Origin of the sequence: Paraburkholderia sediminicola (assembly GCF_046026675.1) — a bacterium.
In the GTDB taxonomy this organism is placed as follows: Bacteria; Pseudomonadota; Gammaproteobacteria; order Burkholderiales; family Burkholderiaceae; genus Paraburkholderia; species Paraburkholderia sediminicola_F.
Genome location: NZ_JAQQEY010000002.1, coordinates 445,728 through 469,909, shown reverse-complemented (window position 1 = coordinate 469,909; position 24,182 = coordinate 445,728). Strand labels below are relative to the sequence as shown.

General features: G+C 61.3%; 24 protein-coding genes. 6 read left to right on the top strand and 18 right to left on the bottom strand.

Features of this window, described 5'->3' with window-relative positions:
* Positions 1 to 226 precede the first annotated feature (226 nt).
* Positions 227 to 2,458 carry a SulP family inorganic anion transporter gene (locus PQQ86_RS22000; RefSeq protein ID WP_408271560.1) on the top strand — a complete coding sequence of 744 codons (2,232 nt, stop codon included), beginning with the start codon at positions 227 to 229 and terminating at the stop codon, positions 2,456 to 2,458.
* A gap of 88 nt (positions 2,459 to 2,546) precedes the next feature.
* Here the strand turns inward: PQQ86_RS22000 and PQQ86_RS21995 are convergent, their stop codons facing one another.
* From PQQ86_RS21995 to nac, 15 genes are all read right to left on the bottom strand, one after another.
* A complete protein-coding gene (locus PQQ86_RS21995) occupies positions 2,547 to 3,302 on the bottom strand; it encodes a glucose 1-dehydrogenase (protein WP_408279297.1) in 756 nt (251 codons plus the stop codon).
* A 19-nt stretch (positions 3,303 to 3,321) separates the two neighbouring features.
* Positions 3,322 to 3,918, bottom strand: coding sequence for a gluconokinase (locus tag PQQ86_RS21990; protein WP_408271557.1), 597 nt, complete (start codon positions 3,916 to 3,918; stop codon positions 3,322 to 3,324).
* 56 nt (positions 3,919 to 3,974) lie between these two features.
* Positions 3,975 to 4,823, bottom strand: coding sequence for a transporter substrate-binding domain-containing protein (locus PQQ86_RS21985; RefSeq protein WP_408271554.1), 849 nt, complete (start codon positions 4,821 to 4,823; stop codon positions 3,975 to 3,977).
* Between the two features lie 121 nt (positions 4,824 to 4,944).
* A complete protein-coding gene (locus PQQ86_RS21980; protein WP_408271552.1) occupies positions 4,945 to 5,673 on the bottom strand; it encodes an amino acid ABC transporter ATP-binding protein in 729 nt (242 codons plus the stop codon).
* A gap of 27 nt (positions 5,674 to 5,700) precedes the next feature.
* The gene (locus PQQ86_RS21975; RefSeq protein WP_131240328.1) at positions 5,701 to 6,450 is read right to left on the bottom strand and encodes an amino acid ABC transporter permease; all 750 of its coding nucleotides are present in this window, start codon (positions 6,448 to 6,450) and stop codon (positions 5,701 to 5,703) included.
* A gap of 1 nt (position 6,451) precedes the next feature.
* Positions 6,452 to 7,153, bottom strand: coding sequence for an amino acid ABC transporter permease (locus PQQ86_RS21970; protein ID WP_408271549.1), 702 nt, complete (start codon positions 7,151 to 7,153; stop codon positions 6,452 to 6,454).
* Positions 7,154 to 7,501: 348 nt separating this feature from the next.
* A complete protein-coding gene (locus PQQ86_RS21965) occupies positions 7,502 to 8,512 on the bottom strand; it encodes a 2-hydroxyacid dehydrogenase (RefSeq protein WP_408271546.1) in 1,011 nt (336 codons plus the stop codon).
* A 32-nt stretch (positions 8,513 to 8,544) separates the two neighbouring features.
* On the bottom strand, positions 8,545 to 9,303 hold the full coding sequence (locus tag PQQ86_RS21960) for an SDR family oxidoreductase (RefSeq protein ID WP_408271544.1): 759 nt from the start codon (positions 9,301 to 9,303) through the stop codon (positions 8,545 to 8,547).
* Positions 9,304 to 9,475: 172 nt separating this feature from the next.
* Positions 9,476 to 10,243, bottom strand: a complete 768-nt coding sequence (locus tag PQQ86_RS21955) for a LamB/YcsF family protein (RefSeq protein WP_408271541.1) — start codon at positions 10,241 to 10,243, stop codon at positions 9,476 to 9,478.
* A 67-nt stretch (positions 10,244 to 10,310) separates the two neighbouring features.
* The gene (locus PQQ86_RS21950; RefSeq protein WP_408271536.1) at positions 10,311 to 10,793 is read right to left on the bottom strand and encodes an acetyl-CoA carboxylase biotin carboxyl carrier protein; all 483 of its coding nucleotides are present in this window, start codon (positions 10,791 to 10,793) and stop codon (positions 10,311 to 10,313) included.
* Between the two features lie 3 nt (positions 10,794 to 10,796).
* The gene (locus PQQ86_RS21945; protein WP_408271534.1) at positions 10,797 to 11,804 is read right to left on the bottom strand and encodes a 5-oxoprolinase subunit C family protein; all 1,008 of its coding nucleotides are present in this window, start codon (positions 11,802 to 11,804) and stop codon (positions 10,797 to 10,799) included.
* The gene (pxpB, locus tag PQQ86_RS21940; RefSeq protein ID WP_408279295.1) at positions 11,801 to 12,472 is read right to left on the bottom strand and encodes a 5-oxoprolinase subunit PxpB; all 672 of its coding nucleotides are present in this window, start codon (positions 12,470 to 12,472) and stop codon (positions 11,801 to 11,803) included. Before pxpB ends, PQQ86_RS21945 begins: the two co-directional genes overlap by 4 nt.
* 83 nt (positions 12,473 to 12,555) lie before the next feature.
* Complete coding sequence (accC, locus tag PQQ86_RS21935) at positions 12,556 to 13,908, bottom strand: acetyl-CoA carboxylase biotin carboxylase subunit (protein ID WP_408271531.1); 1,353 nt, start codon at positions 13,906 to 13,908, stop codon at positions 12,556 to 12,558.
* A 6-nt stretch (positions 13,909 to 13,914) separates the two neighbouring features.
* Positions 13,915 to 14,412, bottom strand: a complete 498-nt coding sequence (gene accB / locus PQQ86_RS21930) for an acetyl-CoA carboxylase biotin carboxyl carrier protein (RefSeq protein WP_408271528.1) — start codon at positions 14,410 to 14,412, stop codon at positions 13,915 to 13,917.
* 224 nt (positions 14,413 to 14,636) lie between these two features.
* A complete protein-coding gene (nac, locus tag PQQ86_RS21925) occupies positions 14,637 to 15,563 on the bottom strand; it encodes a nitrogen assimilation transcriptional regulator NAC (RefSeq protein ID WP_097395394.1) in 927 nt (308 codons plus the stop codon).
* Positions 15,564 to 15,838: 275 nt separating this feature from the next.
* Between nac and PQQ86_RS21920 the strand changes: the two genes are divergently transcribed.
* The 3 genes from PQQ86_RS21920 to PQQ86_RS21910 all read left to right on the top strand — a co-directional run bounded on the left by PQQ86_RS21920 (position 15,839) and on the right by PQQ86_RS21910 (position 19,567).
* Positions 15,839 to 17,047, top strand: a complete 1,209-nt coding sequence (locus PQQ86_RS21920; protein WP_408271526.1) for an aspartate transaminase — start codon at positions 15,839 to 15,841, stop codon at positions 17,045 to 17,047.
* Positions 17,048 to 17,170: 123 nt separating this feature from the next.
* Positions 17,171 to 18,283, top strand: a complete 1,113-nt coding sequence (locus PQQ86_RS21915) for a porin (RefSeq protein ID WP_408271523.1) — start codon at positions 17,171 to 17,173, stop codon at positions 18,281 to 18,283.
* A gap of 249 nt (positions 18,284 to 18,532) precedes the next feature.
* Complete coding sequence (locus PQQ86_RS21910) at positions 18,533 to 19,567, top strand: L-idonate 5-dehydrogenase (RefSeq protein WP_408271520.1); 1,035 nt, start codon at positions 18,533 to 18,535, stop codon at positions 19,565 to 19,567.
* A 145-nt stretch (positions 19,568 to 19,712) separates the two neighbouring features.
* On the opposite strand, the gene PQQ86_RS21905 is transcribed toward PQQ86_RS21910, so the two are convergent.
* Positions 19,713 to 20,381, bottom strand: a complete 669-nt coding sequence (locus PQQ86_RS21905) for an RraA family protein (protein WP_408271518.1) — start codon at positions 20,379 to 20,381, stop codon at positions 19,713 to 19,715.
* A 273-nt stretch (positions 20,382 to 20,654) separates the two neighbouring features.
* Here PQQ86_RS21905 and PQQ86_RS21900 point away from each other — a divergent pair, with 273 nt between their 5' ends.
* A complete protein-coding gene (locus tag PQQ86_RS21900) occupies positions 20,655 to 21,038 on the top strand; it encodes a hypothetical protein (protein WP_408279293.1) in 384 nt (127 codons plus the stop codon).
* 45 nt (positions 21,039 to 21,083) lie between these two features.
* On the opposite strand, the gene PQQ86_RS21895 is transcribed toward PQQ86_RS21900, so the two are convergent.
* Entirely contained in the window at positions 21,084 to 22,019 is a 936-nt protein-coding gene (locus PQQ86_RS21895) for a LysR family transcriptional regulator (protein ID WP_408271515.1), read from the bottom strand.
* 116 nt (positions 22,020 to 22,135) lie between these two features.
* On the opposite strand from PQQ86_RS21895, the gene PQQ86_RS21890 reads away from it, so the two are divergent.
* Positions 22,136 to 22,993, top strand: coding sequence for an oxidoreductase (locus PQQ86_RS21890; protein ID WP_408271513.1), 858 nt, complete (start codon positions 22,136 to 22,138; stop codon positions 22,991 to 22,993).
* 77 nt (positions 22,994 to 23,070) lie between these two features.
* Here the strand turns inward: PQQ86_RS21890 and PQQ86_RS21885 are convergent, their stop codons facing one another.
* Positions 23,071 to 24,093, bottom strand: a complete 1,023-nt coding sequence (locus PQQ86_RS21885; RefSeq protein WP_408271510.1) for an aldo/keto reductase — start codon at positions 24,091 to 24,093, stop codon at positions 23,071 to 23,073.
* Between the last annotated feature and the right edge of the window lie 89 nt (positions 24,094 to 24,182).

Here is a 24,182-nt window from a genome sequence, read left to right as displayed (position 1 = left end):
CGTCGCAGCTCGTCGCAGCTCGTCGCCGCGCGGGTCGCCGACCGTATGCCCGAACCGCGCCGCGTCGCGCGAACAATCATACGAATCGGCGCACCGTCTGGCGCCGCGCTGCGACTGGCGCAACGTACTCCGTGTTCAAGTCCTTCCCGCCTAAAATACAGTGTACGTCCGGCGTGAAGGAAACGGCTACCGGGCGAGATTTCATCCGCCCCCACCGGGAAGCACCGTGAAGCCAGCTACGACAGGTTCCTCCCCCGTTGCCCGCTCCGGGCCACGCATCACGGGCCTGGTCGGGGATCTGTCGGCCGGCATGGTGTCGACACTGGTCATGCTCTGCTACGCAATGAGCCTGGGCACCCTGATCTTTAGCGCGGATCTCGCCCGTTACGCCGAGCTTGGCGTACCCACGGCTTTCATCAGTTGCGTAGTGACGGCGCTGGTGATCGCCTTGACGAGTTCGATGCGCATGAATATCGCCGGACCCGACGGCAACGCGACGGCGTTTCTTGCCGGTGTGGCGGCCGGCGTCGCGAGCAGCGTGCGCGCCAACGGCGGTACGCCTCAGACAATTCTGCTGACAGTGCTGATCGCCATCGCGCTGTGTTCCGTGGTGACAGGCGTCATTCTGTATGCGGTCGGTTCGTCGAAGCGCAGCCGTTCCCTGCAATTCCTGCCATACCCGGTTGTAGGCGGCTTCCTGGCCGGTACGGGCTACCTCCTGCTGGCTGGCGCGTTTCGGGTAGTGACCGGCGCGCCCTTGAACTGGCACACATTGGCGCTGGTGACGCACCTGAACTGGCTGGTGTGGGTACCCGCTGTGCTGGTGTGCGCGTTAGCCACGCTCCTGTCGCGCACTTGGAAACATGCCGCGGCGCTGCCGATCACGCTTGCTTTCGGCGTCGCGCTGTTTTATCTGTTTCTGCTTGCAGAAGGCCTGTCGATCGGCGACGCCCGCGACATGGGATTGTTGCTTCCGCGCGTGGCGCTGCACCCGATCCGGATTCCAGAGCTGCATCTGCCGGCATCGATGGCGCACGGGAGCGTCGACTGGTCGGCCATCGTTGCGCACTTGCCGGAGACACTCATGGTCACGTCGATTTCGGCAATCACGATCCTGATGAATTCGACGGCGATTGGCGCGGCTACGGGCGAAGACATCGATCTGAACCGCGAAATGAAGGCGGCCGGCATCGCCAACATCGCGAGCGGGATGTTAGGCGGAATGGTCGGCTATCAGTCGTACAACCGATCGATGCTCAACGCACGCGCGGGTGCGACAAGCCGAATGGCGGGCGTTTTCGCCTCCCTCGCGTGTCTGTTCGTGCTGGCCGTCTCGCCGGACCTGGTGGCGCTATTTCCGGTGCCGGTGCTGGTCGGGCTGCAGCTCTTCATGGGACTGCGCCTGTTGATCCAGTGGCTAGTGGGCGCATATCGCCAGCTCAACTGGTATGAGTATCTGCTTGTACCGCTGATTCTGGGCGCTATTGCGTTCTACGGCGTCGTCCCGGGCGTGGTGGCCGGCGTCATCGCCGCATGTGTAATGTTCGCGCTGCTGTACGGCCGTGTCAGTTGCGTTCGTATGGAGTTCGATGGCAGTACGCGCACATCGAACGTCGAGCGCAGTATCGAGGCAACCGGACGGCTTCACGAACTAGGTACACAGGTGTGTGGAACGTGTTTGCAGGGGTTCCTCTTCTTCGGCACCGCCAATTCGATCATGCAGCGCGTGCGCGAACGGCTAGCCCAGCGCGGGCCGGTACCCGCTCGCTTTGTCGTGCTCGACTTCGCTTCGACCAACGGGCTGGACGCGTCCGTATCGGTCAGCTTCGTCAAGCTCAGGCAGCTGTGTGCAACGCTTGACGCGGACCTGGTGTTGACGGGGCTGCCGGCGCGCTCGCGTGACCTGCTCCTGAAGACCGGCACGCTGAATCTCCGGATCCACGAGTTCGCTACGCTGGACGCTGGGCTGGAGTGGGTCGAAGACACACTTCTCGCGTCAGATTCACGCGCGCTGCCGCGCGGCGAAGAGGATTTCCAGGCGATGCTCGCGCCGCATTTCACGTCGTGCACGCTCGAAAGGCTATTAGCCCTTCTGGAAGTGCGTGAGCTTGACGCGGGGCAGCCGGTGTTCCGTCACGGCGAACCGGGGGACGCTATGTACTTTGTCGAACGCGGCCGTGTCACCGTCTTACTGCGGCTTGCGGATGGCAGGTCCTTCAGGTTGCGCTCGTTCGGGCCAGGTACCATCGTCGGCGAAATGGCGGTGTACACGCAGCAGGTGCGCAGCGCGGATGTGCTTGCAGAGGGTCCCGCGCGTGTCCGGCGTTTGACGCTCGAGTCGTTGCGTGCGCTTGAGCAGAACGATCCCGAGACCGCGCAGCAAATTCATCGATTTGTCGTCAAGGTCATGGCGTCGCGGCTAGCTGTTGCGGACGAAGCACTGCGCGCTGCTCATTGACAGGCTTGTTCAATTGCCACGCGCTGCGCTTGAGTCGATCCAACGTCCTTCCAAAGCCGTGTTCGACTATGCCACGACAAACCAAACCCTACAACGTGGCCGTCACGCCGCCATCCACGTAAAGAATGTGGCCGTTCACGAAGTTCGAAGCGTCGCTCGCCAGAAACACAGCGGCGCCGACGAGATCTTCCACATCGCCCCAGCGTCGCGATGGCGTGCGTCCAATCAGCCAGTTGCTGAACGTTTCATCCTTGACGAGCGCCTCGGTCAGCTCCGTCTTGAAGTAGCCCGGCCCAAGTCCATTGACCTGGATGCCATGCTGCCCCCAATCAATCGCCATGCCTTTCGTCAGCATCTTCACCGCGCCTTTGCTCGCGGTGTAAGCCGCGATGTTGGGACGGCCCAGTTCGCTTTGTACCGAACAGATGTTGACGATCTTCCCGCGCTTGCGAGCAATCATGTGTCGCGCTACCGCCTGACCGACCAGGAATACGCTGTCGACATTGGTCTTCATCAGTTCTTCCCATTGAGCATGGGAAAACTGTTCGAGCGGCGCACGGCGTTGCATGCCGGCGTTGTTGACGAGAATGTCGATCGCACCGATTTCGCGTTCGATATCGGCGATCGCCGCGTCGACCTCAGTGGCGGACGTCACATCAAAGCTCGCAGCATGAGCGGTCGCGCCCTCATCACGCAACCGGCTGACAGCCTCTGCCAGCCTGGCCGCATTGCGGCCATTCAGAATCACTTCAGCGCCGGCACCTGCCAATCCTTTGGCCAGCGCATAGCCTATACCCGTACTCGATCCGGTAATCAGAGCACGACGCCCCGACAGATCGAACATCTTTAGATTGTTGTTCAACTCAACTCCTCTTCAACGCTAATTCGTCCGACTTCCATCCAGCACTATGCGGCTCGCCTAGCCATCGCATGACCTCTCTCAGACTGCACGCGCTGTCCTGCAAAGCAGAAAGGTGGAGCACACCATCTTCACCAACAGGCGATTCGAGCGTTGCGAATTGATCGGCCACCAATGTCGCTGGAAACTCATGATGCAGCCGTGTAGAAACCCGTGCAACCGCCTCGGACAACGTGATGTCGAGAAACACGAATCTCAGCCCGGCGACACGCGCGCGCATGCGCTCCCGATAGCGACGTCTCAACGCGGAACAGGACAGCACGGCCGTCCCATGCCTATCGTCCACCTGCTCGGCGAGGCGGTCCAGCCACGGCTCGCGGTCACTGTCGCACAACGCGATTCCGCGACACATCTTGTCGCGGCTTTCCGCCGAGTGATGCTCGTCCCCTTCGATGAAAACGCCCTCCACCACCACGGCCAACTCGCGTGCAAGTGTCGACTTACCCGAGCCCGACACGCCCATCACCACTATTTTATGCGTCACGTTGCAAAATCCAGCTACGTTGTCACGGCACGCGATCCAAAGAATCGCGCCGGCCATTCAACCGGCAGCGATGCGCGGATGAAAGCGCACCGCTGCATCACACGCTTACCGCCTCAGGACACCGGCGTGAACTTGAGCTGGTCGATCGGCGTGACCTTGTCGGTCCGGGTCAGGCCATAAGGCGTCTTCGGTCCGAGCCACTTGTCGAAGATACCGCTCATCTCGCCGCTCTTCTCCATCGAAGCCAAGGCCTTGTTAACCGCGCTCAGCATGGCCGGTTCGTTCTGCCGCAAGCCCACCGCGATCGGCTCGATCAGCATCGGCTCCGACGCAATCGCCACCGCGCCGTCCGTGCCATCCACCTGCTTCGCAATCTTCGTGGCAGTCATCTGATTGGTCACGAAGCCTTTGACCTTGTTCTGCTCGAGTGCCAGAAACGCCGAGCTGGTATCGTGAAACGTCACCGCCTGGCCATCCTTGATCGAAATTGGAATCGACTGAGCGGACGTGGAGCCGTCGGCAGCGCTGATTTTCTGGCCCGCGAAATCGGTCAGTTTCTTGCTCGCGTCGGCCTTCTTCACGACAAGGACTTCCTTGGTGGAATAGTACGAGTCGCTAAAGGCGATCTGCGTAGCGCGGGTTTTGGTGTAGGCCAGGTTGGCAACCACAATGTCGACACGCCCCAGCTTCAATTGCGGAATCCGTGCCTCGACAGCCAACGGCTCGAGCTTCGCTTTCACGCCCAACTGTTTTGCCACCGCGTTGCACAGGTCCACGTCCATGCCTTCGAGCTGGCGCGTCTGCGCGTTGGGATACGAGAACGGCTCGACGTTCGAATACACACCACAGCTCAACTCGCCGCGGCCCTTGATATCGGCCAGTTGATCAGCATGTGCCGGGGCAATCGATGCAACCGCGCCGCCAACGACCAACATCCCCGCGAAAATCTTCTTTACCTGCATCGTGATGCTCCTGAAGTTTATATGTAAAGCAATCGACCGCTGATCAACGGTGGTCAAACCGAATCTGAATCTGAATCTGTATCTGTATCTGTGCCGCGAAAACCATACCGCCTTGCTTGCCTCAATGCGAGCGAAGATCGGACAGGAATCGCTGCGCCCGCTCGTGTTTCGGCCGCAAAAAGAATTCTTCCGGCTCCGCCGTTTCGAGAATCTTCCCTGCGTCCATAAACCAGACGCGATCGGCAACCTCGCGTGCAAACCCCATCTCATGCGTGACGCACATCATCGTCATGCCTTCCTGCGCGAGGCTCTTCATCACGTTCAACACTTCACCGACCATTTCCGGATCGAGCGCACTGGTGGGCTCGTCGAACAACATTGCCGGCGGATCCATCGCCAGCGCTCTCGCAATCGCGACACGCTGCTGCTGACCACCGGACAATTGCGGCGGAAATGCACTGGACTTGTTCGACAGACCGACGCGCGCGAGCAAATCCGCCGCTTTACGTTCCGCTTCCGCGCGCTTGAGTCCGTGCACGCGCATCGGCGAAAGCGTGATGTTGTCCAGCACCGACAGATGCGGAAACAGGTTGAATTGCTGAAACACGAAGCCGACACGGCTGCGGTAAGCATTCAGACCCAGCTTCTTGTCGTGAATGTTTTGACCGTCGAAGAAAATCTGCCCGCGGTTGATCTCCTCAAGCCGGTTGACGGTGCGAATCAACGTCGACTTACCCGATCCTGATGGTCCGCAGACCACCACGACTTCGCCTTTGCGAACTTCGGCGTTCACGTCCACGAGAGCGTGATATTCGCCGTACCATTTGTTGACGCTGGAAAACTTGATCATGCGAAATACCTCGAAGTGATTGAGCGCCTAGTTCTCGGTGGGCAGCGGATCGGTCAGCGCAACGTTGGCCGCCTTCTGGGTCCTCGATGCGACGCCGGCCCGCTTGCGCGTCACGCGCCGCTCCAGATACTGCGCAAGCTGTGTGAGCGCATAACACAGCGCGAAATAACTCAAGGCGAGAATCAGGTACACAGGAAAGGGTTTCGTCAGCAGCCGGTTGTTGATCTGATCCGCCGCGAAGGAGATTTCCTGGACGTTGATGATGTAACCCAGCGAGGTTTCCTTGATCGTCGATACGAACTGCGTGACCATGCTCGGTACAACGTTGTAGAGCGCCTGCGGCAGGATTACTGCGCGCATGGTCTTCATGTAGCTCATGCCAAGCGCTCTCGATGCCTCGGTCTGCCCTTTCGGCAGCCCTTCGATGCCCGCACGGATGATTTCCCCGAGATAGGCCGAGTCATAGATAACGAGCGCACACAGCATCGTGACAAATCCGGTGACCGGATAGCCAGTCAGAACAGGCACGAGAAAGTACACCCAGAAAATCACCATCAGGAGCGGGATGCCCCGCACCATATAAACGAGACCTGTGGCCGGCGCCCGCAGAAACCGGAAAGGGCTGATGCGGGCCAGGGCGACCAGGATACCCAGGGGAAATGCAATGACGAGCGCTGAAAGCGACAGCAAGATCGTCAATACGATTCCGCCTAGCGGGCCATGCGGATACTGCCCGATAAGCAGCAATGTCCAGTTGTCGCGCAGGATATCGAGCATGTCACTTCACTCCCGGAATGCGGTAGTGCATCGCGATTTTTGCGCCGCACAGCATGATGACGAGGGAGAGGCCGAGATACACCGCCGTGGCGATGAAATACGACTCGAAAGACAGGAAGGTTTCGTTCTCGATCTGCCGGGTGACATAGGTCAGCTCCGCCGCGCCGATCGCCATCGCGAGACTCGTGTTCTTGAACAGCAGGACTGCGTGATTGACCATCGGCGGAATTGCATTGCGCAGCGCTTGCGGAAGCACGACGAAACGCATGACGTTCAGGAAGTTCAGACCCAGCACTCGCGAAGCTTCGTACTGACCGTAGGGAATCGCACGCAAGCCGCTGCGGATATCTTCGGAGAGGTAGGCCGCACTGCACAAGCCGATCGCCACGACCGCAAAAATGAACTGACCGTTGTAGTGGTTCAGCACAGTCTGCACCGATTCCGGCAGGATGTTCGAAATGCCGAAGTACCAGAACAGGATTTGGACCAGCATCGGCACATTGCGATGGTAGGCCACGAATGACGCGACAAACGCCGTCGCGAGGCGATTGTTGGTCAGGCGGATCAGCGTGAGGAGAATGCCCACCACCAGCGAGAGTATCCATGCCAGCGCCGCCATCGCGAGAGTGAGCTCGATCCCATGGAGAAACAGCGCTCCATAGTCGCCTCGCAGCACCGTCGCCAGGTCAAAGTGAAGTTTCATGTTGCACGTCCCAATGATTCGGATCGAAGCGATGATCCCGGTCTGACTCGACCTGCGGCAGCATCGTCATCCCCCGGAAGCCGTCATTGACTTCCGTGTTGAATTGATACTAGCTCGCGAAAAAAGGCCGTTGCAGAGGCCTTTCTTCTGGTGCAATAAGTTTCGGGAATGATGAATCGGAACGGCGTCCGGTAGTGGGACAGGCATGGTCGTGCATGGTGTTTGTCTCCAGTATGTGGCGCCTCTGCGGGAGCCTCATCATCAGTGGCGCGCTCCTCTATCGGAGCGCTCATGCTTGAGAAACAACGGCGGCATTACGCCGGCGCAGCATGCTGCGCCGGTCATCGTTCAGACCGTGGCTGTCGGGCGCGTCAGCACCTGCGGGTTCACCGGAGTCGGCGGCTTGCCGGCCGCTGCGCCGTGACCTAGAGCGGCAATCAAATTGTCTGCGCAAAGCGCGGCCATCGCGCGCCGCGTGCTGACAGACGCGCTGCCGATATGCGGCGTGAGCACCACATTCTTTTGCGCGAGAAGCGCCGCGCAGACAACCGGCTCGCCTTCGAATACATCCAGCCCGGCCGCCGCGATGCTGCCTTCGTTCAGTGCTACCGCCAAAGCGGCGTCGTCCACTACGCCGCCGCGTGCGATATTGGTCAGCGTGGCAGACGATTTCATCTGCTTGAGCTCCGCCGCGCCGATCGCGTGATGCGAGCTGGCCGAGTAAGGCACCACGACGATCAGGTGATCCGACTCGCGCAACAGCGTTTCCTTGTCGACATAGCGTGCCCGGCAGCCCTCTTCGACTTCCAGCGCCAATTGCGAACGATTGTGATAGATCACGCGCATGCCGAAGCCGAATGCACCACGCCGCGCGATGGCCTGGCCGATACGTCCCATGCCGAGAATGCCGAGCGTCGAACCATGCACGTCGTTACCGACGAACATGTCGTAGCGCCCGGTTTTGGTCCATTCGCCGGCACGCAGGAAGTGTTCCGACTCGGTGATGCGCCGCGCCGTCGCCATCATCAGCGCGAAGCCGAAGTCGGCGGTGGTATCCGTCAGGACGTCCGGCGTATTCGTCACCAGCACGCCGCGCGCAGTACAGGCTTCCACGTCGACGTTGTTGTAGCCCACGCCGATGTTGCATACCGCCTTCAACTGCGGACAAGCGTCGAGCAAGGTCGCGTCGATCCGGTCGCTGCCGGCCGTCATGGCCCCCACCTTGCCTTGCAGCCTGGCAATCAGCTCTGGTTGCGTCCAGATCGTGTCGTCAGGGTTGTCGGTCACGTCGAAGTGCGCGCGCAGGCGGTCGACGATATCCGGAAATGACGCACGGGTAACCAGTACCGATGCACGCATGGAAAACCTCCTTATTGAACTCTGGATTGCACTTACTCGTTGTGGTCGGCGGGATCGCGTTTGATCGTCGTCAGCCCGCCCGGCACCTGCAGCGTGGGGAGAATTTCCATATTGCTGATGTTGACCGCGAGCGGCGCGGCGATCGCAAAGGCGATGGCGTCGGCGATGTCGGACGGCAGCGGCAACTCGAAGCCGTCGATGAACTGCTTGCGCGCCGCCTCAATATCGCCATGCACGTGGCCAAAAATATCAGTGGCGACACGGCCCGGACAGATCTCGGTCACGCGCACGCGCCTGCCGGTCGCGTCCACTCGCAACTGGCGCGACAACGCATGGATGCCGGCCTTCGTCGCGGAGTAAATGGAGTTGCCGTTGAAGTTGTAGATCCCCGCGATCGAGCTAATGTTGACGATATGACCACGATCGCGGGCAACCATACCCGGCATGGTGAGCCGCACGATGTGCAGAACTGCTTGCAGGTTAACTTCCACCTGAAGGTCGATGTCTGCGGCGGCGGCGTCCAGAATCGAGCCTTTGGTCGATATGCCGGCGTTATTCACGACGATATCGAACTGCACGTCCTGCGTCAGTTTCGTGACGGCCGGCAGATCGCACACGTCGATCGCGTGCGGGATGCAACCGGTTCGCTCCGCCAGCTCATTCAGACGATCCGCGTTGCGAGCGAGCGCATGCACTTCGAGTCCTTCACGGCAGAAGCGCTCGACGATCGCAGCGCCCATTCCGGTCGAAGCGCCCGTCACCAGCGCGGTCTTATAGTCTGAAAACGGCATGAATCACCTCTATCTGTAGTTCTGAACTGTCGCCCTTTGAGGCGTGCGATAAGCCTGCTACCAATGTATACGCCGTGAAAACGTGGGGCAAAGACGGATTGGCTTTGTGGCGATAAGACTGGCTTATGGTTGATCGATGCAGGTCGGTCAATGCAGGTTGACCGGCGCGCGCCTAGCGTACGAGCTTCGACACCGGTACGACGCGCCCGCCCGCGGATTCGATCACGCCGCGCACCGTGCGCGCGAGTTCTACGGCACCCGGCGTATCGCCGTGCAGCAGGATCGATTGGACCGTGACCTTGAGCTTGTTGCCCGTAATAGTCGTGATCGTGCCGTCTTCGAGCAACTCCTTGACGCGGGCCAGGACGGCCGCGCGGTCTTTGATGACCGCGCCTTCCAGCTTGCGCGACACGAGTGCGCCCTGATCGTCGTAGGCGCGGTCGGCGAGAAACGTGTTGGCCGTGCGCATCCCGATGTGATCGGCGGCCCGTTCGATTTCCGTATTCGTCGAAACGCTGATGATCAGATCGCGATCGAATTCGGCGAGCGCCCGCACCAACGGCTCGGCCAGTTCATACGATGCCGCAGCCATGTTGCCCAACGCGCCGTGAAAGCTCATGTGCGTGACGCGATGTCCGGCCCGCTTCGCGATGCCCGCAAGCGCGCCCATCTGATACACCACGTAATTCGCCAGTTCAAGCGGGTCCGCCTGAATCTGCCGCCGGCCGAAACCCATCAGGTCGGGAAAGCCGACATGCGCGCCAACGTCGATCTGGCGCGCCAGTGCCATCCGCACCGTCTTGTCCATGATGACCGGATCGCCCGCGTGATAGCCGCATGCGACGTTGGCGGACGACACGATATCGAGCATCGCTTCGTCTTCGCCCATTTGATAGGGTCCAAAGCCTTCGCCCAGGTCCGCGTTCAGGTCGATTTCCACTATCCACTCTCCATTCTTAAAGCGGGCTGTGCCGGTCTATCCGCAGTGGACTGCACCGGCTCAGTGTCTATCTATCGATATGCGTCTGCACCGACGGCGAGAGTTCGAGCAAGGGCGTTCCGTAACCGACCGTTGTGCCATGCTCGGCGCACAACCGCATGACCATGCCACCCGCCGACGTGACCACGGGCACGCACAATTGCGCGATCTGCAGCAAGCCGACTATGTCGCCCGATTTGACGTGATCGCCCGCGCTGACTAATGGTGTGGAACGCGCCGGATGCGCCGACAGAAAGATGCCGGCCGATTTTGCGGTGATGCTGACGGCCTGCGTCTGCGCAGTTTCCGCTGCGCGCGCGAGCCCCCCAGGAACCACAGCCGAAACCGCCTGCGCCGGCGCATCCACACCGGCAGAGCAAGGCGCCTGCTCCATCGTCAACCGAACCGTCGCTCCGGGCTTGCTGATTTCGATGAACTCGATATCGACTTCTGCCAGCCACGACGTGATCTGCCGAAGCTCGCCGATATCCACTTCGATTTTTTGTGTCATGTGTCAGTGTCGGGAAGGGCAAAACAGTGCAACGAGATTGCGCACCCTGACGAGATAACTGTCCAATTCTTCCAGCGCGGTAACGGCTTCCGCGTACGTCGTCTGAACAAAGCGAATTTTCGTACCAATGCGCGCCTGCGCGAGCCGCCATAGATCCGCTTCGATCACGGTGCCGATCTTCGGATAGCCACCCGACGGCTGCGCATCCCGCAACTGAATGATTGGCTGTCCGCTATGCGGCACCTGGATTACGCCCGGCACGATTCCATGCGAGCGCTTTTCGATCGAATGCGTCGCGACCAGGGTCGGACCGGCGAGGCGATATCCGTAGCGATCGCTCTGCGGCGTCACTTTCCACCCATCGCGCCAGAACGCTTCGAGCGATTCCGGCTCGTAGCAGTCGTACTCCGCGGCGGGCAGCACGCGCACCACGGTTTCGCCTGCGTCGGCTGCGGGCAGGGATAACGGCGCCGGCAACGAGTACTCAGGGGGCACCGTACCGAAACCCGCGGCGAGCACAGCATCTTGCGGCACGATGCGCTCGGCGAGACCTACTGCCTTCACCACATCGCCCTTCTGCAACTGACGACCGTTGAAGCCACCAAACTGGCCGCGCAACTGCGTGCTGCGCGAACCAAGCACCACCGGTACGTCGACACCACCCGCGAGCGACAGGTAGCAGCGCGTGCCACTGGTCGGCACGCCGATCGTCAACACGTCGCCCTGTTTCGCATGCACGGTCCACCACGGCAGCACCGGCCGGTCGCCTAGGCGCGCCGAACAATCGGCACCTGTGATGGCGAACGAAAGATCTTCAAGGAAGCGGATGCGGAAGGGAAACATCGGAATCTCGATGCCGGCCGCGTCGTCCGGATTACCGAGCAGCAGATTGCCGACCGCGAGCGCCAACCGGTCCATCGCGCCAGCCGTGCCGACGCCATAGCGCAAATAGCCTTCACGCCCCTGGTCCTGGACCGTCGCAAGCGCGGACGAAGACAATATCTCGATCATGGAACAATCCTCTCGACGCGAAAACGGATCATGTCGCCAGGTGCGAGTGTGGCCGGGTTATCGCGCGTGGGGTCGAAGAACGACATCGACGTATGACCGATCGTGTTCCAGCCGCTCGGTCCCGTCGATGCGGAGACTCCGGTCTGCACCCCGCCGATCGACACCGCGCCGCCAGGCAAGCCCAGCACCGGCACCTTGCGCCGCGGCGTGGCGATACGCGGGTCCATGCCGCCCAGATAGCAGTAGCCTGGATGGCTGCCGAGCGCGTAGACCGTGTAGAGCGGCGCGCAGTGCAATTGCACGACCTCGTCGACAGACAAGCCAGTGTGATCCACGACGTCCTGCAGATGCGGCCCGAACTCGCCGCCGTATTCCACCGGCAAGTCCACCACCCGCCCTTCGATCTGCAACTCACCCGCCGCGGCCCACGCGTCGCGCAACGCGGCGCCGAGCGAGTCCGGATCTGCGGGCGGCGTGGAAAACGTCAGCATCAGATTGGTCACGCCTGGCACCGCCTCACGCACGCCGGGCCATGATTCAACCTTGCGGGCAAGCGTCCAGATGCGGCGCTGCGCATGCAGATCGAGCGCGCCCGGTGCTTCGAACAGCATGGCCGTCGTACCCAGCATGCTGATGCAAAGCGCCTGCTCCGATTGATCCTGTTTCATTGCAAGGACAGTCCTCTGTGAATCCGGACGCAGCCGTTCGACTACGTCCCCGTGCGCTATCGACGCGTGCTCAACAGTCAGCGTCATGTCTGTTTCCTCTTTGCGAGCCAACGCTCCAGATGATGAATATCGACGCCACCCTCACGGAACCCCTCGTCTTCGAGCATGGCCTGATGCAATGGCACGTTGGTGCGAATGCCTTCGATGCGCATCTCCGAGAGCGCGATGCGCATGCGCGCCAGCGCCTCTTCACGGGTTGCGCCGTGGGTGATCACCTTGGCGATCAGTGAGTCGTAATACGGCGGCACAACCGCGCCGCCACTCATATGCGAGTCCACCCGCACGCCGTTGCCACCCGGCAGTTCCCAAACGGAAATCTTCCCCGGACACGGGGCGAAGGTAAACGGGTCCTCGGCGTTGATCCGGCATTCCAGCGAATGACCAAGCGTGCGAATGTCCGGCTGCCGAAGGGTCAACGCGTGTCCCTGCGCGATCCGAATCTGTTCCCGCACGATGTCGATGCCCGACGTCACTTCCGTCACGGGATGCTCGACCTGCAGCCGCGTATTCATTTCGATGAAGTAGAACTGGCCGTTCTCGAACAGGAATTCGAAGGTGCCCGCGCCGCGGTAATTCGTCTGCCGGCAGGCCTCGACGCAGCGCTCGCCCACTTGCCGGATCAGTTCCGGGTCGATGCCGGGTGCCGGCGCCTCTTCCAGGACCTTCTGATGCCGCCGCTGCAGCGAACAGTCACGCGAACCAAGCCACAGGGCATTGCCGTGCGTATCGCGCAAGACCTGAATTTCGACGTGACGCGGATGCTCGAGAAACTTCTCGACATAGAGCTCGGGCTTGCCGAAGGCACGGCGGGCTTCCTCGCGCGTCACCGACACGGCTTCGAGCAACTGCTCGGGGCCTGGCACGACACGCATGCCTCGTCCGCCACCACCACCCGCCGCCTTGACGATCACCGGATAGCCGATCTCCTGCGCGACCCGCAGAATCTCCGTGGGGTCGTCCGGCAGGCCACCGTCCGGGCCCGGAACACAGGGCACGCCGGCCGCACGCATGGTCCGTTTGGCGGCGACCTTGTCGCCCATCGTTCGGATGGAGTCGGGCTCGGGGCCGATGAAGGCCATGCCGGCGGCCTCGACCTCTGCCGCAAAATCCGCGTTTTCCGACAGGAAGCCGTAACCGGGATGAATCGCCTGCGCGCCGCTCACGTGCGCCGCGAACAGGATCGCAGCCCGGTTCAGATAACTCTGTCCTGGTGCAGCGGGACCGATACACAGCGCCTCGTCGGCGAGCCGCACATACCGCGTATCGGCGTCGGCCTCGGAATGGACGGCGACGGTTTTCAGACCGAGTTCACGGCAGGCGCGCTGGATTCGAAGCGCGATCTCACCGCGGTTGGCAATCAGTACTTTGTTGAACATGGTCGATCAGCCGATCCGGAACAGCGGCTGCCCGGATTCCACTTCGCTGCCCGGAGCCACAAGAATCTCCAGAACGGCGCCGCTGAGTTCGGACTCGATCGCGTTGAACATCTTCATTGCCTCGATCGTGCAGAGCACCTGCCCTTCCTTGATCGTGTCGCCGGGATTCACGAAGGGCGCCTCGCCGGGTGCCGGTGTCAGATGAACGACGCCGAACATGGGCGCACGAACGAATTGCGGCTCACTGGCGGTTGCGGGGGCTGCCTGAGGGGTGTCGACGGATGGCGCAGGCTCGGCGCGCGGTGATTGAGCCCCTTGGCGCCCTTGGGTGCCCGAGGCGGACGTCGCGGTTACACGCTCATCGCCCGAAGGCGCCTCAGCCCGCTTGCCGCGCCGTTTCGCCTTCACAAGCTTGACCCGCTCCTCGCCCTCGATGACTTCGAGCTTGGCCAGCGGAGAGTCCGCCAACAGGTCGATAAGCGCCTTAATCTTCTGGAGATCCATCTTTGAGTCCGTAGCCGGTTGGACGCGCGCCGGTCGATTGGCGTGCGCGAAGCACCGCTGGGGCTGTACGGCAACCGGATTCAATCTCCAATTGCCCCGCCCGCGTGACGGCTAGCCTCGTCGCGCCGGCTCACTGCAAACCGGGGCGATCGACGATGGACTCAATGTATCCGGCGCATAAAAATTGCGCCAAGACGGTTTGGCTTTGTAGCGATAAGGCGCGCTTATGTATCGGCGCCGGACTCGAAGCGCACGTCGAGCGCAAGGTCGCCGGCCAGTTCCAGCAGGATGTCCTTGACGGCCGCGGCGGGCTCGGAAAGCGGCAAATGGTCGGACAGACAGACCGAAAGCGGAATCTTGATGACGGGTGAAACGATCCGGCATTGCACGACGTCGCCCGCCGCGGCCACGACCCGTGCGGTGGAATCGGGCAGGATGGTCGCACCGATCCCCGCGCTCACCGCGGCTGACAACGTCGACGCGGATTCGATTTCGGCCACGACCTTGGGGATCATCTGCACGCGCGCGAAACCCTCGTCGACGTACTTGCGCAGATAGTTGTACGGACGCGGCAGCAGCAAAGGCACGTCGCGCAACTCCGTCACGGCGATCTGCTCCTGCGTGATCCCCATACTGCGCGGCGCCACGAGGAACAGTTCCTCGTTCATCAGAAGCTGGAACGACAGGCCGTGGACGGGTTTATCGCCATACAGCACGGCCATGTCCATACGCCCGTTCATGATCAGCTCGCTGAGCGTCGTGCCGAAATTCTCGTTGATGTAGAGCAGGATGTCCGGATGCCGGGCGCGCACGGTCCGCAACAGCGGCAGCGACAGCGCCGACGCGCCGGTGCCGGGCGCCAGCCCCACCGAAACCTGGCCTGACAGTGTCTGACCGGCGCTCTTCACGTCGGCCTGAGCCTGCTCGTACTGGCGCAGGATCAGCTGGGCGTGGCGATACAGCGTTGCGCCCGCCTCAGTGGCCGTGACGCCCCGCTTGGTGCGCACGAGCAGCTGTTGCTGGAACTCGTCTTCGAGCGTGATCAACTGCTGGCTCAACGCCGGCTGGGCGATATGAAGCACTTCGGCGGCCTGTGTCAGGCTGCCGATATCGACGATCTTCACGAAGTACTTCAGACGCCGCAGGTTCACGGTAGTCGCGTCTCAACGTTAAGTGATGGCAACAATGATAGGGCAAGCGCCGTCCCGCGCACAGTGCTTAAAAAAACCTCGCTCCCGCTCCTGCAACGCTAAAACCGTGGCCTGTCAGCGTATTCCCGCATGGACCCCGATCGGTAAATGCCGGACGCGCACGCGTACCGTCCTGTCATAAGTGGATGTTATTGCGCCAGCGGAAAGACGTCTTGGCTTGAACTTTTTCGCGCGCTTAAGGTGAAGCCTCATCAAATGCCGTTGAGGAGTCAAGTGTGAGTGCATCGCGAATTGCCGCCCGCGTCCAACGAATCAAACCTTCGCCGAGCAGCGCCGCGGCGGACCGGGCCGCGGAACTGCGGCGGCAGGGGAAAACCATCGTCAACCTCGTGGTTGGCGAACCCGATTTCGACACGCCAGCGCACATTCGCCAGGCCGCGTTCGAAGCGATGGAGCGCGGCGAAACGCGTTATACGCAGACCGCGGGCACGCCGGCGCTGCGCGCCGCCATCGCGGCGAAACTGCAACGCGAGAACGGTCTTTCGTACGACCCCAAACACATCATCGTGACGTGCGGCGCCAAACACGCGATCTTCAACGCGCTCGCCATCACCGTTGAAGCAGGCAATGAAGTCCTGATTCCCGCCCCCTACTGGGTGTCCTACCCGGACATGGCGCTCGCCTGCGACGGCGTGCCGGTCGTCGTGCCCTGCACCGAAGCAGACAGCTTCAAGCTCACACCCGCCACCCTCGAAGCGGCGATTACGCCCAACACGCGCTGGCTGATCATCAATTCGCCGACCAATCCTACGGGTGCAACGTATAGCGCCGTAGAACTGCGCGCATTGGCGGATGTGCTGTTGCGTCACCCGCAGGTGCTGGTGATGATGGACGACATCTACGAACATATCCGGTTCGAAGGCGAGGCATCACAGCACCTCTTGTCGATTGAACCCGAACTCAGCTCGCGCACCCTGGTCGTCAACGGCGTTTCCAAGACCTACGCGATGACCGGCTGGCGCATCGGCTACGCCGCCGGCCCTGCCGACCTGATCGCGGCCATGGACACGCTCCAGTCCCAATCCACCAGCAACGCCAGTTCGATCAGCCAGGCCGCGGCACTCGCGGCGCTGAACGGCGACCAGACATTCGTGCAGCAATCGGTGCGGACCTATAAGGAACGCCGCGACCACGCACTCGAAGCCCTTAACGCGATTCCCGGCATCAGTTGCAAAACGCCGGGCGGCGCTTTCTATCTGTATGTCAATTGCGGCGGCATGATCGGCCGCACCACACCGCAAGGCAAGCGCATCGAGGGCGACGTGGATGTCGTTCTGTATCTGCTCGAGCACGCCGGCGTCGCGCTGGTTGCCGGATCGGCCTATGGCGTTTCACCTTTCTTCCGCATGTCGATCGCGACAAGCATCGACATTATCGATGAGGGCTGCAGAAAGATTGCCGCCGCGGTCGCCGCACTGAACTGAGAGTACAGCGACGACGTGAATACGTCGCGTCGTCGTTTTGCAAAAAAGACATGCCGCGCCGAGAGGACGTGGCAGTCGGTTTGGAGTTTTCCATTTTTCGTCAATCTGCAAGGGGATCTAGTCGTGAAAAAGCATACTTTAGGCATACTAACTGGATTAGGACTGGCAGTTTCTGGGATCGCGCACGCGCAGTCGAGCGTCACCCTGTACGGCATCATCGACGAAGCGGTGCGCTACGACACCCACCAGAACAAATCCGGCGGGAAGCTTTTCACGATGGGTAGCGGCGGCGAGATTCAGGGTAGCCGCTGGGGTCTGCAGGGAACCGAGGATCTCGGTGGCGGCTTGTCCGCGATCTTCCAGCTCGAAGGCGGCTTTACACCGAATACCGGCGTGACACAGCAATCCACGCCGTCCGGCACCGCCCGCCTGTTCGGCCGCACCGCGCTGGTGGGCCTGAGCAGCACGGCCTACGGCACGTTGACAATGGGCCGGCAATACACGCTGGTGCATGAAATGGGCTGGACGCACGATATCTATGCGTTCGCCAATTACACCGGCACGGTCGGCTTTCAGGGCGCCGGTCTGACTGGCGGCGGCCGTCTGGACAATTCCGTCCGATATACCTCGCCGACGCTTGCCGGTTTTACCCTCAAGGGCTCGTATACGTTTGGCGGTGTAGCGGGAAATACTCACCAGAACTCGTCACCGGCCGTCAGTCTTTCTTACGACCACGGTCCCCTGAGCGTTGGCGCGGCCTATCAGATCGTCAACGACATCGGCGGCCTGACGCCTGCGACCAGCACCTATGGCAGCACGTACTTCGGCGTGACGATCCCGGACAGCTCGCAAAAGATCTTCACCGCGGGCGCAACGTATAAGTTCGGCGCGGCGAAGGTGTTCGGCTCGTATATCTACAGCCACGTCTATCCGGCCGACTATCGCAACGACTCCTTCTCCACCGCGGTCCAGTACTTCATCACGCCGTCACTCGTGCTCGATCTGCCGTTCTACATCGACTTCGTCCATCACGCGGGCCAGAGCGGCACGCGTATCACGACTGGTCCGACGTTCGACTATTTCCTCAGCAAGCGCACCGACGTCTATGTCGGCGTGGACTACAACCACCTGACCGGCGCATGGACGACCCTCGCCGCCGCCTCCGGCTCGAACCAGCCGTTCTATGGCTTCAACTCGCTGTTCGAAGCCACGATCGGTCTGCGTCACAAGTTCTAAGGTTTGCAGTGTGGCACGTCTGTTCGGTGTCGCCCGACGCCGGCAGACCTCTCCGAAGGCCGAACGACATCAGGACGCAAAGTCTTGTCCCGATCGTCAACAATGGGATCGAGAATATGACCAAGGCACTCGAATGAGCATCCATAAGCGTCGACTATCGGCCCAGACAACTTTGATCTTTGTCGACTGGGCCTTGAGACGCTAACGTATAGCGTGCTGATCCCGCATTCACCGTTATAGGCCCTCACCATGCATGCACTTGTCATTCACGCCCCACTCGATCTGCGGATCGAGGACGTTCCCACGCCTGAACCGGAAGCCAACCAGTTGCTCGTACGGGTTCGGGCCGGCGGTATCTGCGGTTCGGATCTTCATTACTTCAATCATGGCGGTTTCGGCACGATTCGCATCAAGGAGCCCATGGTGCTCGGTCATGAAGTCTCGGGTGCCGTCGCGCGTGTGGGATCTGGCGTGACGGATATGCCGGTCGGCACCCGGATCTCCATCAGCCCGAGCCGCCCGTGTGGCCTGTGCCAATACTGCCAGCAAGGGCTGCAGAACCACTGCCTGGATATGCGCTACTACGGCAGCGCCATGCGCACGCCGCACGTGCAGGGCGCATTCCGGCAGGAGATCGTGATCGACCGTTCACAGGCGCACGTCGTGGCGGACTCGTTGAGCGATGCCGAAGCCGCGATGGCCGAACCGCTGTCGGTCGCCCTTCACGCCGTTCGGCGCGCGGGTCCGTTGCTCGGCAAGCGGGTGCTCGTCACAGGATGTGGGCCGATCGGCGCGTTGATCGTGGCTGCCGCGCGCCGAGCCGGCGCAGCAATGATCGTGGCAACTGACGTGAATACGCTGCCGCTCGAGAGCGCGAAAAAGGTCGGCGCCGACCTCGCGTTCAACATCGCGGAGACGCCGGACGCGCTCCAGCCGTTCGCCGTCGACAAGGGCAGCTTCGACGTTCTGTTCGAGGCGAGCGGCAACGCGGCGGCATTGCGCGGTGCGTTCGACGTGCTCAAACCGCGCGGCGTGATCGTCCAGGTCGGCCTCGGCGGCGACATCTCGTTGCCGATCAATGTGATCGTCGCCAAGGAATTCGATCTGCGCGGCGCGTTCCGCTTTCACGAAGAATTCGCTATTGCCGTCGAACTGCTGAACAAGGGATTGATCGATGTGAAGCCTTTGATCTCGGGTATTTTCCCGTATCAGGATTCGGTCAAGGCCTTCCAGACAGCGGGCGATCGCTCAAAATCGATGAAGGTGCTGGTGAGCTTCGATTGATTGCACACGTGTGGCGACGATGACGCGGCAAGCCGCGTTCTCGTCGCCATTCGTCCGTCCATCGCGCGTATGGGCAATGAACCGGCCATAAAAAAGCCGACGTCGCAATACAGACGTCGGCTTTTTCCTGCTCCCCACGCGATGCTCAGTTATTGCATCGTGCTTCGAGCGCATCGATAAACGCGCGGTTCCAACGACCTTCCTTCATTGCTCGCATCGTCTCAGCCTCGGCTTCCAGAACGGCCAGCGCTTTTTCGATGACAAACTCGGCATCGCCTTGCGGAATGGCCAGCAAGCCATCCTGATCGCCGACAACGATATCGCCGGGATTGACCAGCATTCCGCCGACCGACACCGCCACATTGATTTCACCCGGACCGTCTTTATACGGCCCCCGGTGCGTGACCCCACGGGCGTAAACCGGAAAATCCCGATCGCGGATTTCCGCGACATCACGGATCGCGCCGTCTATGACCAAACCGACAACGCCGATGTTTGCAGCGTAGAAAGACAGAATGCCGCCGACCACGGCGTTGTTGAGATCGCCGCCCGCGTCCACGACCAGGACGTCACCAGGACGGCAAAACTCCAGGGCGCGCAGATAAGTCAGGTTATCTCCGCCACGCGAGCGCACGGTGACTGCGGTACCGGCCATCGTCTTCTTGCCGGGCCGTTGATACGGGTGGAGCCCCACGCTGCCGATGTTACGATGCATGTTGTCGCTGAGCGCGGAGACGGGGATGTCGCGCAATGCGCTAAGGATGGTATCGGCAGCCTGAGCCGCCGACGGGTTCTTCCTGATGGCTTTGTACATGGTCGATCTTCGCTTCCGGATGTAAGGGGAGCGGCTCATGCAGATCAGGAACGAGTAGGCACGACACCGCTGCAACACGGATATAACGGTATATCGCCCCTACAAATCGCGCCAAGACGGGTTCGTTCTTGCGCGATAGGAAACGCTTATGAAACGCAATTGCCGGGGGACGCGGCGCTGCGATACGCCGAGGTCGGCTTTCGACGATCAGCTATGGGCAGCGAAAGCAGACATTGGTTAACATCGCTCATCGACCCTTGGGATTTCACACCGATGCCCTCTTCCATCCGCAACTCGCTCGTCTGGATCTTCGACGCATTCGAGCGCGACTCCACCTATATTCGCAAACGGATGTTCGGCAGCGATGCCGCCTACATCGACGGCCTGTTGTGTCTGATTGCCGCCGACCGCGACAAGCCGTGGAATGGCTTGCTGGTGTGCACCTCGCATGAACGCCACGCCGCGCTCATTGAAGAAGTACCCGCTTTGCGGCCGCATCCGGTGCTTGGAAAATGGCTTTATGTACCGCAAGACGATCCGGCATTTGAAACCACCGTCGAAACGATGACGGCGCTCGTGCTCGCGCGCGATCCGCGCATAGGTGTAGAGCCGAAGCCGCGCAAACGGAGCGGAAAATCCACGTTGCCGAAGACATAAGGTATCGCTGCCGGCCGCCTCGCCGACTCATCGAACCCGACACAGTCAACGCGCCGCACGAAGCTCAGACGGCTCGAGATAAAAATTCCTGTTCCCAGCGAGACGCTCGACCGTAAAATCAATGAACGCCCTCACACGCAGCGGCTGCTCGGTTCGATGGCGATAGTAGACGTAGATGGCCTCACGCTGTGTGACATGCCTGACGAGCAGCGGAACAAGTTCGCCACGTTTGATAGGCAAGGTTGCCGAAAAGCCGCCGAGCTGCCCGATTGCGAGTCCAGCCAGCACGGCTTGGGCCTCCGCCTCCGTATCATTGACGCACAAGCTGGCTGCGACGTCGCGATAGACGATCTCGTCATCGATCAAAAATTCCCACGGAGACTGCTTGCCTGTATTCGCCCGCCGATAGCCGGTGCAACGGTGCCCGTCGAGCTCGTCGATGGTCCGCGGCGCGCCATAGCGCTCGATATAGGCAGGCGATGCACAGACAATCAATTGGATCGGCAACAGCCGTCTCGCGATCGTGCCGCCCGACGGCGGCGAACCACCGCGAAAGCCAACATCGGCCCGATCGCTGACGAGGTCGGTGAAGTGATCGTCGAACTGCACATCCAGTTGCACATTCGGATGCAATTCGGCGAATTCGAGGAAATACGGCCACAGCACGGTGCGCGAGAACGCACTTGGCGCGCTCACCCGCAGCGGCCCGGCGATCGCGTCTTTCGATCGCCGCGCGTCGTCGAGTGCCGACGACAGTATCGCCAACGCAGGTCTCACGCTGTCGAGGAGTCCCTGTCCCTCCTCGGTCAGGCTCAACTTGCGCGTGGTCCGGTGGAAAAGCCGAACCCCCAGCTCCTTTTCCAGTTGCATGACCGCGTGGCTCGCGGCCTGCGGCGAGATGCCCTGATCCACGGCGGCCTTGCGCAGACTTCCCAGCGCCGCGGCCCGGACGAATATCGTAATTGCGCGTACTTCGTTCATGGCCGCCTGAATTAGCAAATAAGAGTTGATTATCAGTCTACCAATGACCGTCTAGTTTGTGCCAATCGACACTCCTATTATTCGTTCACTTTCACCCGAACCGTAGGAGAAACATCATGGCTAACAACACGAACAACGGCTTCAAGCGCGTCTGGTTCATCACCGGCGCGACGCGCGGCCTGGGCGCCCTGATCGCCGAGGCCGCTCTCGCTGACGGCAATGCGGTCGTTGCCACTGGCCGCAATGTCGCAGCGATCGCCGAGCGCTTCGGTCACTCGCCGGCACTCCTTCCCGTCGCGCTGGACGTGACCGACGAAGCTCAGGCGAAGGCCGCGGTCCAAGCCGCAGTTGAACGGTTCGGCCGGATCGACGTTCTGGTCAACAACGCAGGCTTCGGTTTGCTTGGCGCCATCGAGGAGTCAAGCGATGCCGACGTGCGCCGCATGTACGACACGAACGTATTCGGCTTGCTGAATATCACGCGCGCCGTTCTGCCGGTGATGCGCGCGCAGCGGGCCGGCCACGTCATCAATATGTCGTCGATCGGCGGTTATCGGGCAGCCGCCGGGTTCGGCGCCTATTCTTCGACCAAGTTCGCCGTTGAAGGCTTGACTGAAGCATTGCGGGCCGAGCTGAAGCCGCTCGGTATTCACGCAACGGTCGTAGAGCCAGGATACTTCCGTACGGACTTCCTCGACGCGTCATCGCTTATGGTTGCCGGGAACGTGATTGCCGACTATGACGAGACTTCAGGAGAGGTTCGCCGGCGCGCTACCCGCATGAACCACAACCAACCGGGCAACCCGGAGAAGCTCGCGGCCGCCATGGTCGAATTGGTCGACGCACAAACGCCTCCGCTGCGGCTGCCGATTGGCACCGACACGCTGAAGGCGATCGCCGAGAAAAATGCGTATGTCACGCAGGAAACCGAAACCTGGCAGGCGCTGTCGGCATCGACTGACTTTCCCGCTTGATAGCTTTTAGATCGGATAGGCGAATGCCGGGCTTCCGTGCGATCGGAAGGACCCGGCATGTGCAATCCGTCAACGCATCAGGCCGTGTGCCCCTGACTTCCCTGTTCGCTGTCGAGATGCGCCATCTGCGCCGCTGCGTAACGTTCACCTGCGGCGGCCCCATGCGGCACTGCCTGGGCGATCGCGGCCAGATCCTCCGCGCTGAGCGTCACATCAACCGCACCGAGTGCTTCGGCAAGACGATCGCGACGGCGCGCGCCAACCAGCGGCACGATATCGCTGCCTTGGGCCGCAACCCAGGCAATCGCGATCTGCGCAACCGAGACGCCTTTTGCATCGGCCACCTTGCGCAACGCATCCACCAGCGCGAGATTGTGATCGACGTTGTCCCCCTGAAAACGCGGGCTCATGGCGCGGAAATCGCCTTTCCCCGCGGAGCCCTTGCTCCAGTGCCCACTGATCAAACCGCGGGATAGCACGCCGTACGCCGTCACGCCGATCCCGAGTTCGCGGCAGGTCGGCAGGATCTCGTCTTCAATGCCGCGCGAAATCAGCGAGTACTCGATCTGCAGGTCGCTCACCGGGTGCACCGCTGCCGCACGGCGAATAGTCGTGGCGCCTACTTCGGACAAACCGACGTACCGTACATAGCCGGCTTTGACCATATCGGCGATCGCCCCGACCGTGTCTTCGATAGGCACGTTGGGATCGAGCCGCGCAGGACGGTAGATGTCGATATGATCGACGCCCAGCCGCTGCAGCGAATAGGCAAGAAAGTTTTTGACCGCCGCGGGACGCCCATCGTAGAGCGACCAGCCACCTGCGGGGTCGCGCATGGCGCCGAATTTCACGCTGATGATCGCCGCGTCGCGGCGTGACGGCGGCGCACTTTTCAGGGCCTCGCCGATCAGGATTTCGTTGTGGCCGGAGCCGTAGAAGTCGCCGGTATCGAGCAGCGTGATGCCCGCTTCGAGCGCGGCGTGGATCGTTGCGATGCTTTCGGCGCGGTCGGAGGGACCGTACATGCCCGACATCCCCATGCAGCCAAGACCGATGGCGGAGCTTTGCGGACCCGTCTTGCCCAGTTGAAGCTGTTTCATGATGTTCCTCGGTAGGTGCGCCGCAAGAAAGGCGCTTGGGCTGAAGTATCGGCCGATTTCCAGCGTGCGATAATCCACCTCAATCTGGA